At 55.5% G+C, this 11,725-nt stretch carries 10 protein-coding genes; 7 read left to right on the forward strand and 3 right to left on the reverse strand.

Annotated features, from left to right (window positions below; all coding sequences use genetic code 11):
* Window positions 1-97: 97 nt before the first annotated feature.
* A complete protein-coding gene (locus IE099_RS20105; RefSeq protein WP_189574463.1) occupies window positions 98-1,339 on the forward strand; it encodes a LicD family protein in 1,242 nt (413 codons plus the stop codon).
* Between the two features lie 2 nt (window positions 1,340-1,341).
* Here the strand turns inward: IE099_RS20105 and IE099_RS20110 are convergent, their stop codons facing one another.
* Entirely contained in the window at window positions 1,342-2,055 is a 714-nt protein-coding gene (locus IE099_RS20110; RefSeq protein WP_345778134.1) for a haloacid dehalogenase type II, read from the reverse strand.
* 186 nt (window positions 2,056-2,241) lie between these two features.
* On the opposite strand from IE099_RS20110, the gene IE099_RS20115 reads away from it, so the two are divergent.
* From IE099_RS20115 to IE099_RS20140, 6 genes are all read left to right on the forward strand, one after another.
* Complete coding sequence (locus tag IE099_RS20115) at window positions 2,242-3,585, forward strand: thioredoxin family protein (protein WP_189574471.1); 1,344 nt, start codon at window positions 2,242-2,244, stop codon at window positions 3,583-3,585.
* A gap of 60 nt (window positions 3,586-3,645) precedes the next feature.
* The gene (locus tag IE099_RS20120) at window positions 3,646-4,629 is read left to right on the forward strand and encodes a thioredoxin family protein (RefSeq protein ID WP_189574474.1); all 984 of its coding nucleotides are present in this window, start codon (window positions 3,646-3,648) and stop codon (window positions 4,627-4,629) included.
* A 181-nt stretch (window positions 4,630-4,810) separates the two neighbouring features.
* Entirely contained in the window at window positions 4,811-5,797 is a 987-nt protein-coding gene (gene recA / locus IE099_RS20125) for a recombinase RecA (RefSeq protein WP_229809616.1), read from the forward strand.
* 347 nt (window positions 5,798-6,144) lie between these two features.
* Entirely contained in the window at window positions 6,145-7,728 is a 1,584-nt protein-coding gene (locus IE099_RS20130; RefSeq protein ID WP_189574480.1) for an FtsX-like permease family protein, read from the forward strand.
* Window positions 7,729-7,740: 12 nt separating this feature from the next.
* The gene (locus IE099_RS20135) at window positions 7,741-8,592 is read left to right on the forward strand and encodes an RDD family protein (protein ID WP_189574483.1); all 852 of its coding nucleotides are present in this window, start codon (window positions 7,741-7,743) and stop codon (window positions 8,590-8,592) included.
* A 14-nt stretch (window positions 8,593-8,606) separates the two neighbouring features.
* On the forward strand, window positions 8,607-9,197 hold the full coding sequence (locus IE099_RS20140) for a ribonuclease H-like domain-containing protein (RefSeq protein WP_229809615.1): 591 nt from the start codon (window positions 8,607-8,609) through the stop codon (window positions 9,195-9,197).
* Between the two features lie 11 nt (window positions 9,198-9,208).
* Here the strand turns inward: IE099_RS20140 and IE099_RS20145 are convergent, their stop codons facing one another.
* Together IE099_RS20145 and IE099_RS20150 are read right to left on the reverse strand one after the other, a co-directional pair.
* Window positions 9,209-10,228 carry a hypothetical protein gene (locus tag IE099_RS20145; protein ID WP_189574487.1) on the reverse strand — a complete coding sequence of 340 codons (1,020 nt, stop codon included), beginning with the start codon at window positions 10,226-10,228 and terminating at the stop codon, window positions 9,209-9,211.
* A 9-nt stretch (window positions 10,229-10,237) separates the two neighbouring features.
* Window positions 10,238-11,524, reverse strand: a complete 1,287-nt coding sequence (locus IE099_RS20150; protein WP_189574490.1) for a 3-deoxy-D-manno-octulosonic acid transferase — start codon at window positions 11,522-11,524, stop codon at window positions 10,238-10,240.
* Window positions 11,525-11,725: the final 201 nt, after the last annotated feature.

Genomic DNA, 11,725 nt, shown 5'->3' on the forward strand with positions numbered 1-11,725 from the left:
CACGCGTCGAAAGCACTCTTCTCTAGGATACCAATCACCCTCCAAATTCGAAACTCTCTTCAACCAAAACTAACCCTCAAACTGGTCCAGAAATCAGTTGCACCTCAGAGAGCTGGCCCCGTTGCTGGCCCTTGCGGAGGAAAGGGTAGGGGGCACGACCTTTACCGAGTGGGACCGCTTCTGGTATGCGGTCGATGATGTGAAGCGGACCAGTCTCCTTGCTTCTGCCGGGGTCTCGACCTGGCGGGTCCTGGATACTTGGAGCGCTAGCCCGGAGAGCTACTGCGCGCTCCAGTCCCATGGCTGGGGAACGAACCAGCGGCTGGAGGTGCGCGAGCTGTTGCTGCGGGTGCTTGCGGAGCGGAAGAGCTCCGGGCGCGAGGAGCGGTTCTGGGCTCGTGATTTTCTAACCGAAACTCTCCACCCATTGCAGGTCTCGGGCGGTTATTTGTCTCTCATGATTCCCCACACCCCACCCGCCCGCTATTGGGTTGCGGTGGATCTCGAGTATTGCCAACGGAATCATCCTGCCTCCGAGCTCGTGATGGCGCCGCAGAATCAGGCTTTTTTGGAAGAGGAAGAAAGAATCCCCAGTCTCATTTACAAGGGTTACGAGATGCCAGTCGCTGGGGTCTACAGTTGTCATCAGAGTTTGCCCGTTTTTTCGCAGGAGCTCGCGGCGGTGCAGGAGTGTTTGTTAGAGACCTTGGATGCCTTTCATCGTTTTGCGAAGAGAGAAGGGATCCGTTATTCCATGCATGCGGCGAATCTTACGGGCTACTATACAAGCGGTGGTTTTCTGCCTTGGGACGATGACATCGATCTCACCGTTCATCCTCACGATTTTCCGAAGCTTCGCAGGATTTGGGAGAAGTGCCCGCCTGCTGAGCGTGTAGCCAGCTACCACAGAGGTTTTGAGAATGACCTCACCCGTCACTTGGAGCTCGAAGGAAGGCTCTACGAGTTTATCGAAAATCATCCGCAAGATCCGCGGACCCTGATGAAAATCCGTCCCGTCGGGTGCGAGTCAATTTTTACCAATGATGTTGGCGGCGTGGACCTGACGACGATTCACTTTGCAGACGGTGAGTGGCGGGATGGTTGGTCACGCGAGGAAAGACGGCCCACTCTCGACAACTTCGAAACCGCGCTGGAAGAGGTCGTGTTCGATGGGGTCACGACGATGGCCTTTCGCCGGGAGGCGGTGGAGGAGGTCATGCGGGAGAAGTATCCCTTCGACTGGGGAAAGCATCCGCGCCTGCAGAGGGAGAACTCCCGTCCAATCGACGCGTTGGCAGGGACGGCGGAGAGGGGCACTCCGCGTCGCCCGCTTCGTTGATTCTACTTCAGCGTCTTAAGCCACTCGGCCAACTCGGTGATGGTGGCGACTTCTTTGTCGGCGGGGATGGCGAGGGGATAGGTGGTCTTGCCGGGGCGGGTGACGAAGACTCCGGTCATGCCAGCCGCCTTCACGCCGGCGATGTCCCAGCCGTGAGCGGCGACCATCATCGCTTCCTCGGGTTTGACGCCCGCTTGCTTGAGAGCCCACTCGTAGGAAGCGAGGGCAGGTTTGTAGATTTTCTCATCCTCAATGCTGAGGCGCTCGTCGAAGAATTCGATGAGACCGGCGTTCTCAAACTGGGTTTTCACCCCTTTGTTGGAAGAGTTGGTGAAGCTGATGATGCGGAAGCCTTGTTCCTTGATAGACTTCAGCCCTTCCTTGACATCGGGGTGAGCGGGCAGACTGCGCAAGGGGGTGACAATGGCCTCGCGGGCTTCCTCCTCAGTGAGTTCGATGTCATTGTTCTTGGCGACCATCATGAGAGCGGCCACTCCGATATCGCCGAAGTGATGATAACGCTCGGTGACGGTATCGACGAGGGAGTAGTGCAGCATGGTGGAGAACCAGAGCGGGAGGAGTTCGTCTTTGCCACCGAGAGCTTTGCCGACGGACTCGCGCATGGTTTCGAGGTCGAGGAGGGTCTCGTTGACGTCGAAGAAGATGACTTTGGGGCGGGTGGGTTCTTGCGTTTCCGCAGTGAGGGCTGGAGTCATAAGGAGGAGGGAGGTGAGTGCGATTTTGAGGAACTTCATCTTGATGGTCTTGGTCCGATAGGATGGACGAGATTCGAAAAAATTCCTGCGATTGTTGAGGGCGTGCGGGATTGTCGTGGTGGAAAGCCCGGTTCTTAGGCCTCTGCGCACTTGCCAGCTTCTGGCCGCGCGCTTACTAGTGTCGCCATGCGATTTTTCATTCCTCTCATGGGCGCCGTTTCCGCTCTGTCTCCTCTGGTGGTCTCGGCGCAGGAACCCACTTGGATAGACACTTATGAAGCGGGATTGCAGCAGGCAGGCGAGACCCAGAAGGACCTCCTGATCACCTTCATGGGGTCGGACTGGTGCGACCAATGTAAAATCCTAAAGGAGACGGTCCTTTCCAAGGAGGAGTTTATCAAAGGTGCGTCGGCGAAGTTTGTTCTCGTTGAACTCGATTTTCCCCAGTTGAAGCCCAAGCTCTCGGAGCGCAATGAGCCCGTGCGAGCGCAATTCGGGGTGCGGGGATATCCGGTTCTCGTCACCGCCGATAGCACCGGCCATCCCTATGGTGAGGTCCGCTATCATCGCAATTGGGTGACGGCCGATTACCTTGCGGCGATTGCGGATCAGAGCGCGAACAAGGCCACCCGGGATGAGGCCCGGGCCGAGTTTGAGAACGCGGATGACGATGAGGCCCGGAAGCAGGCCTTGGAAAAGCTGCTGGGCGCAGTTCCCCAGACCTCCATTGCCCAACTCTACCTCGAGGAGTTCAACCAACTTCGCAAAGTGTCGAAGGACAAATCACCTCTGGTTCGGGATGTTGTATCGAAGGAGCGTGTCGAAAAGATGCAGCTCGAGCTGAAGACCCTGATGGGTCAGCGCCGTTACAGCGATGCCGTCGCCTTGTGTGACGAGTTTTTAGCTCACGACAACTTGAGTCAGGGTGAGCGCCAAATGGGCCTGACTTTCAAATTTTATTCTCAGATGGAGCTCCGCACCTTTGGCCCGGCGGTGAAAACTGCCGAAGCCCTCGCGGAAATCGATCCCGACTCTCCAATCGGCAAGCAAGCACTGAGCTTAAAAAAGCGGGCGGAAGCAGCCCTCGCAGCGGCCGACAAGCCCAAGCCCGTGGTCCCGGTGAAGCCGAAGGAAGAAGGCTCTCTCGTCGGAGAGAAGAAGGATGAGGCCGGAACTGCGAAGACCGAGGCGATTAAGCCCACCAGCGCACGCCACAAGCAGACCCTGATGGAATTGGAGAAAGTCCATGCCGAGCTCGGGGCCGCGGAAACCGCACTCGCTCAGGCAAAGGCCGACTTGGAGGCTGCCCGCGCAAAGCATGAGGAGGCTCATCGTGCGGAAGCGGCTGCTCGCGAGATGGGGGAGAAGCGAAAAGAAAATCAAGCTGGAAGCAAAGAAGAAGCACCTGCGGAAAAGCCAGCCACCCAAGTCGCCATCGAGGAAATTGAGAAAAATGTAAGCGACCTCCGCCAGCGAGCGGAAGAGATGCGAAAGAGCGCGGAGAAGCTTCGCCAAGCGGCCGAAGAATAAATGCGCCGGCCGCTGTTTGAATTTGACTAAATGCCGCGTAAGCTTCGTTCTATCGCAGTAATGAAGAACAAATTCTTGGCGGCAATCGGATATTTTGGAGCACTCGTCACCTCCACGCAGGCAGAGCTCACTTGGTTGACCGACTTTGAGGCTGGCAAGAAGCAGGCTGCGGAAACGGGCAAGACTCTCCTGGTTGATTTCACCGGCTCCGACTGGTGTCACTGGTGTATCCAGTTGGATAAAGAAGTCTTCAGTCAGGAAGCCTTTGAGCCGGTGGCGGAAGAATATGTATTGGTCGAACTGGACTTTCCCCAGGACGAGACGCTGATCACCCCGGAGCAACGGGGAAAGAACGAGGCCCTTGCCGAGAAGATTGGAATCGAAGGCTTTCCCAGCGTGATTCTGTTCGATGCCAAAGGACGCCCCTTTGCCCGGACGGGTTATCAGGAGGGTGGCCCCGAGGCCTATCTCAAGCATCTTGCAGAGCTCAGCAAGCCCTACAATGCGCTGAAGGGAGCAGAGGGTGATGCCCGCAAAGACGCGCTCGCCGGCTTCTTAAAGACCATTCCCGGTCGTGAAATCGAGGAAAGCTACCGCGAAGAGTTTGCGGAGCTCAAAAAGCTCGATCCCAAAGACGAGACCGGCTTGCTCGCGGAGTTGGAGACAGCGAAAGCAATGGCTGAGTTCGAAGACAGTGTGGAGCAGAACTTGTCTGCCGGTGACTTCGATGCCGTGATTACGAATGTTGACGACTTCCTCGCAAAACATGATCCGCAGGGAGAAAAGCGCCAGCACGTCCTGATGGGAAAAGTCATGGTCTACGTGGAGCAAGGCGATACCAAGAAGGCCTTTGCGCAGCTGGACGAAATGGCGGGATTTGCTCCGGAATCTGAATTTTCCCGGAACCTCGACGAAATCAAGAAAAGCATCACTGAACACCTCAAGATGCGGGAAGAGATGGAGAAGGAAGCCGAGGCTGAGCTGCCTGTCGAAGCGCCAGAGCCCAGTGTTGTTGAGGAAGCTGAAGCTGCCGAGAAGGAATAGCTTTTCTGAACAAGGTTTCGTTTGAACAGTTTTCTCTTGACCAATTGTCGAGAGGACGCTAAAACCTCTGGCGAACTCGAAAAGAATCGCCATGGTCACCGCTACAGAAGAAAAATCAAAAATGTCCGAGAAGCCCAATAAAGCCAAAGTTGACCGCGCGAACGCGATTGATGAAAAATTGATGCAAGCCCGCGCCAAGAACCTCGATCTGGCGATCACCCAGATTCAGAAAGACTTTGGCGAGGCTGCCATCATGCGTCTGGGGGACGACACCCGCATGGATGTCGACGCGATTCCCACTGGCAACCTCCTCATCGACCGCGCTCTTGGAGTGGGAGGATTCCCACGTGGCCGGATTATCGAGGTCTTCGGGCCGGAAAGTTCTGGTAAGACGACTCTGACTCTCACTGCCATTGCCCAAGCGCAGAAGGCGGGCGGATTGGCTGCTTTCATCGATGTGGAGCACGCCTTGGACCCTTCCTATGCACGCAAGCTCGGGGTGAACACCGATGACCTTCTCATTTCACAACCTTCTTCTGGAGAAGAGGCCTTGCAGATTTGCGAAACTCTGGTGCGCTCCAATGCGCTGGATGTGGTCGTGCTGGACTCCGTCGCCGCTCTCGTCACTCGTCAGGAATTGGATGGCGAAATCGGGGATGCGACTGTGGGTGCTCAGGCACGTCTCATGAGTTCCGCCATGCGGAAATTGACGGCAAATATCTCCAAAGCCCGCACCGTTTGCATCTTCACGAACCAAATCCGTGAGAAAATCGGCGTGATGTTTGGTAGCCCCGAAACCACTCCAGGTGGCCGCGCTCTCAAGTTCTTCGCCTCGGTCCGAGTCGATATCCGTCGTATCGGACAGATTAAGGGAACCGATGGCGTGGTGTCGGGTAGCCGGACGAAGATCAAAATGGTGAAGAACAAGGTCGCTCCTCCTTTCACTGAAGCTGAGTTCGACATTATGTATAACGAGGGTATTTCCTCCGTCGGCTCTCTTCTCGATCTCGCGCTCGAGTTTGGCATCGTCCAGAAGCGTGGAAGCTGGTTCAGCTACGATGGTAACCAATTGGGCCAAGGTCGGGACGGCACCAAGAAAGCTTTGAAAGAAGACGAGGCTCTTTACCTCGAGATCGAGGAAAAGGTGAAAGCCGAGATGGCGGAATAAGATCCGCTCAATCTTTTCAGCCACCGCTCAGTACGCCAAAGCGTTGTTGGGCGGTGGCTTTTTTTGATCTCATTCTCAATCCCGATCGAACCTGAGCTCGAATCCGCAATTGGGAAACATTTTCCCGAACCCTGAAGTTCGAACCACTTTTGCGCTAACCATCCAGCGGGAGGGCCATCAGCTGCCGAATACCGGAAGAGTAAAATTGAAGTCACAAAGCATCCAAACCGCGAAACTGGACCGAACCCGGTCTGATTCTTGTTTGTTCGCGAGTCCTCCCGTCGAACACCCACTCTTAAAGGTTGCGCTTTAGCCAAAAGACGGGAACGGTCTCGCTTGTCCTTAAAATGAATTTCAGTCGACTTCTCGCGGGCCGCTATCTCAATCCCGCCCGATCACACGTCTCGGCCATCACCCTGATCTCCTTGATCGGAGTGATGCTGGGTGTCGCGGTTCTGATCGTGGTTCTTTCGGTTCATGCCGGTTTCGAACGTGATGTCAAAAAGCTGCTCCTCGGATTTGCTCCCCATGTCGAGGTTCAGGAAATCAATGGATTTGTCGGCGACTGGGAGGGGCTGCGGGAGCAGCTCAACGAAATTGAGGGAGTGACGGGAAGCTATGCCCTCATTCAGGATATCGTCCTTGTCGATGCGCCCGGTTATCGCAAGCCGGTTGCTTTCCGCGCCATTGACACCGAAGACAAAGGGCAGATCGAAGCCCTCGAAAACCTTTTGGATCAAGAAGGCTATCCAGGCAGCCGGGCTGATATTGGCATGGATGAATACACCGTCATCTCCCGCCAACTGGCGAAGGATCTTTTTCTTAATGTCGGGGACACCATCGAAGTGTATGCCTCACGCAACTTTGACGTTGTCAAAGATGCGTTTGAACGAACCAGTGTCGAGCCACTCAAGGTGAGGCTCGCTGATGAACTCACCCGCCTGCGCGGAATGACCACTGAGCGGACGGGGGCAGGGGAAGTTCCACTGGCCGAGCTCCAGCAATATTATCAAGCCATTGAGAGCCTGATACAGCAGGAAGCGCGGGAAGCGGAGGTGGAAGCCATCAATCAAGCCCTGATGGCACTCGGTTCCGTGGACCGCAACGAGGCCGGTGACGCCTACCCGGTGCCAGATGAGGTTTGGAAAACTGTTGATGATTCGCTGGCCGCAATCGAGAACCTCGATACCGAAGCTGCCGATGCCGCTTCTTTGAAAAATCTGCAGGAAATCGTTCTTCCGAAAAAGCTCAAGGTCTGGGGGGTCTACGGAGATTCCCAGCGCACCCCGGGTCCACAGATGTTCATTCCACTTCCCATCGGCCAGGAATTGACCGGGTTGGTTGAGGGTGTGCAAGCGGTCGCCGTTCGTCTGGAGGATCCCTATCATGCCATGGGAGCGGCCCGGCGCATCGAGGACACCCTGGGGATGGAATATGTCACTGCCACTTGGATGGATCGTCATGTGGCACAGTTCTCTGTTCTCCGAACGGAACGAGTGATGTTGACCCTTTCTCTCTCCCTAATCGGCCTCATCTCAACCTTTTCCATCATGGCGGTGATGTATACCTTCGCGATTCAGAAGAAGCAGGAAATCGGGGTGATGAAAGCCCTGGGCGCGACTGGCTCGCAGATCTCATGGGTGTTCGTGTGGCAAGGCTTGGTCGTGGGGTTTTTCGGCGGAATCGGAGGAGTGGGCCTGGCCCTTCTGATCATTTGGCAACGCCTTTCGATTCAGAAGTTTCTCGCGAAACTGGGCTTCGATCCTTTCGACTCGGATTTTCAGGGCTTTTCCGAACTGCCGGCTAAGATTTTGCCTGGCTTCATGGTCGGGGTGGCTCTCGCGGCATGGTTTCTCTGTGGCTTGGCTGCCCTCCTCCCTGCGATCAAGGCGGCCCGCAACGACGCCGCACGCTCGCTACGAAATCTTTAGAGGCGCTGATTTATGGAATTCTGGCTGAGTAAAGAAGGGGAGAAGGATGGGCCCATCCTCGATTTTGAGCTACGGTCACGGATTCGTGCGGGCGAGGTCGAGAAGGACCAAAAGGTCTGGTATTCCGACTTGGATGAATGGACTCCCATCGGGGAAGTGGAACTCTTCGCCAATGAGTTCACTCCTCAAGTCGTTACCGACGAGAATGTTGGAGAGTATCTGGAGAAGCTGGAGCAGGAGGACCATCAAACCGTCACCCCCCCGCCAGTCCCGGCGGAGCTTCATCTTTGGCGTCGATTTGGTGGGCGTTGGTTCGATTATTTGGTCTACCTCATGATCTTTTTCCTGCTCGTTTTGGGTCTGGACCTCGACTTGTTGGCACTGTGGGAGAATCCCTATTTCGCCTTCGTTTTCATTCTTCCCTGGCTCTTTTTGGAGACTGTTGCCCTGCACTACTGGGGCACCACTCCCGGCAAGTGGCTTGTAGGTCTCAAGGTTCGAGGTCCGGAGGGGAACAAACTTTCACCCGGTGCATCTTTCCTAAGGACAATGCGGGTGATGATTCTTGGAATGGGCTTCGGGCAAGTCTTTCTCCGTGAAGTTTGCCATCTTGTCGCCCTCTGGTTCGCGGTAAAGAAGCGCATCGTCATGTGGGACACCGCAGCCGGTATTCGCTTGGTTCGCACACACGATTCCACTCCCAGATGGACTGCCTTTGGCTTGGGATTGCTCTTAGCTCTGCTAGTGAACGCGGGATCGATGTTTACTCTCAGCTACGAGAATATGTCTCCTCAGGAGCGAGAAGAATTTCATCGGGACCTCGATCAGGCATTGGCACCTCTCCAGGAGATGCAATCGCGCTAGGCCACAAAGGTGGCTTGCCACCACACCCCTCGACAGCCCAGCCTATTGAGGTGCGCGACATCGTCTATTTCGACCTCGAGACCCAACGGAGCTTCAATGACGTCAAGGGCGACAAGTCCAAGATGGGCGTCTCCGTCGCAGTGACTTACTCGACAAAGGCCGGGAAATACTTTGTCTATGGCGAGGATGAGATGGACGCCCTCGTCACCCAGCTGCGCAAAGCCGACCTGGTGGTGGGGCACAACCACATGGAGTTCGACTACCCGGTGCTTCAGAAATACACCGTGCTCGAGCTACGCGAGCAAACCGTTAATCTGGATACCATGCTCGACCTGCAGGAAATCACGGGTCGACGTTGGAAATTGGATGCCGTCGCCGCGGGCTCTTTGGGTATCGGAAAAAGCGCCTCTGGCGTTGACGCCCTCAAGTGGTGGCAGGAATATTTGAAGACAGGCGAAAACAAGCCACTCATCGACATCGCGGAGTACTGTGCCGTGGATGTGAAGGTCACCAAATGCGTCTACGAATACGGGGTCGAGCATGGCCACGTTAAGATTGACGACGGCTCTGCGGTTCCTGTCGAAGTCGCAGTTTCCTGGAAGTAGCTTCGCCGAAATTATTCGGAACCGTTGGGAGGAGGAACTCGACGCACACGGGGCAATCGCGGCTTGTTTGGTTCGGGGTTCACCGTCGAGGGCTTACTTGTTGGGCTTTGGGGAACCCTCGTTACGGTGGGAGTTTTTCTCGGAAGTGATTCAGGAGTCTTTTTGGGAGGCGCGGGTGCAACCTGAGGGTCCAACGGGACTGTTTTGAGGCGATAGCTTGGGTCAAGTTCTGCAATGGTCCTTTCCAGTTCGCGGAAAAGTTCCGTTCCAGAATAGAAAGGCCCGGAACCAGGCCCTCCACCGGTATGGGTCTCAATTAATACTGGTTCTCCACCCACGAGGAGGAAACTCGGGTTTCCAGAGTCTCCGGTGATCAAACCTTTGTAGAGTTTCTCCGGGTAGTCCGCGTTCTTGGTGAACGAGATCGAATTCTTGGATACGGAACGCACCTGATGAAGAAAGACCCGCCGTCCTTGTTCAGTGACTAGTACCGGGCACCCTGGCAAGGTGTGTGAATAGTCCTCTCTGGGTGGGAGGAGACGATAGGTCTTTATCGAGGGCGGAAGGGCTCGGTCCAAGAGAGCGACCGCAACATCAGCCCGCAATCCTTCTTTCCGATTACGAAATGAGACGAGTTTCTCAATCTTCCGGCTAACGACCATCCCCGCTCGATCGTGAAAGGTCAGCGATGTTCCAACCTTTAAAGGATAGTGCGCGGCAAAAACAAGGTGGCGAGGAGTAACCGCCGTCCCTGCCTGGCGATGGCTCCACGAAACTCCGGTAAAGTCGATCCGACGGGTCCAGCCTGAGTTCCACTGCGATACCGACCGCTTTTGATATCTGGTGAAAAGGGAATTACTGGTGAGCGGCGTCTGGTGTTCGAGGGTCTTGAGCCGCCGATTGGCATCGTCGGCCAACTCGGCCGTCCGCAAAGCCCGGTTCGCGGGTTCTCCGAGCGTCACGCTCTCGCGGTTGGGATTGCAGCCACCTATAAGACTCAGGAAAGGGAGAACGAGAAGCGCCCGGATCATGGGGTAAGCCTACTCCGGTTCGACCAACTTCGCCAGTGCTTCTACCGTGCGATCCGTCGCGCCCCGGTGGGCTTCCAAAGTCGAAAGAGCATTCGCGGCCTGCTTTTGTGCTTTTTCCTGATCATCGGAGAGCTCTTGCAAAGCCTTCGCCATGGTCTGCTCATCCTCTACCGTCCACAGACCTTCATTCGAGCGGAGTTGTGTGGCGAGAGGCTCGAAATTCCCAAACCAAGGCCCAGCCACCACAGGCACCTTTGCTGAGATTGCTTCACATGGGTTCTGCCCTCCCTTGGCGAGAATGGTTTTTCCAACGAAAACCACTTGAGCCTCTTTCGTAAAGGCAGGCATCTCGCCGGTGGTGTCTACGACCATAATCATACCTCGAAATGAAGAGCTATCTACTAGATCTATAGTAGAACGAAGAACCGTCTCGAAGCCTGCGCCCTTGAGTTCATCCTGAATCTCATTCCTTCGCTCCATGTGTCGGGGAATAATCACCAGGCGCGCACCCTGAACCTGCGAAGCGGCATTGGCAAAGAGGATCTCTTCGCCGGGGTGAGTGGAAAGAGCCATCAGAATCGGACCTTCCCCTAGAGAGTCTAACAATTCAGTGGGTTTCAAAGAGCATGCCGAGGGTGTATCGAAAGCCGGATCGAACTTCACTGACCCTGAGACCTCCAGCGACTCCGGCCGGATACCAATTGCCTCGAGTCGGGGGCAATCCTCTGGCGACTGCGCGCCCACCCAAGACAACCGATCATACATCCTGCCGGCGAAAGGCCGCAGCCTTTCAAGGCGTTTTCCCGAACGAACCGACAAGCGGGCATTGGCCAAACCTATCGGGATACCTTGTTCACAGGCATAATGAACCATGTTGGGCCATACCTCGTGCTCAATCAAAACCACGAGCTTGGGTTGAAACGACGCGAAGAAGCTCTTCACGACAGGGGATAGATCCAAGGGAGCGTAAATCACCTCCGTATTGGCGGGCGGAGACTGTTTCGCCAAATCAAAGCCAGTAGAGGTCCCGATCCCCAATAAAAAGCGCTCCTCTGGGTGCAGACTCGACCAACGGGCGATCAGCTTGCGGGCGATATTGGCCTCACCGACGCTGGCGGCATGCACATAGATGGGATGCGTGCCCTCCATCGAGGTCAAATCAACCTCATGATAGCGTCCAAGCTTCTCCCAAAGACGTTTTGATAGCCCTCCACGCCGTTTCGTCTTCAAAATCCAGAACGGAGAGGCCCCAATTGCGAGGGGAATGAGGGTAAAATTGTAAATCTGGCGTAGCACGGCGTTGGAAAAGCCAGCCTGAGGAAGTCTTTTCGAAAATTCGAGCCCGCACTTCGACAGGAATAAACGGAGAGTTTTCCGCGTAGAATGGGGTGTGAAACGGACCGTGGAAAAGTGTTCCTCAGTCAGGGGGCACGAAATGTCGAAATTAAGCTGAAAAGAGATTGACGTGTGCCGTCCTCGTGACTAGCTTCGCGCCCC

Origin of the sequence: Roseibacillus persicicus, assembly GCF_014651675.1 — a bacterium.
GTDB classification, from domain to species: domain Bacteria; phylum Verrucomicrobiota; class Verrucomicrobiia; order Verrucomicrobiales; family Akkermansiaceae; genus Roseibacillus; species Roseibacillus persicicus.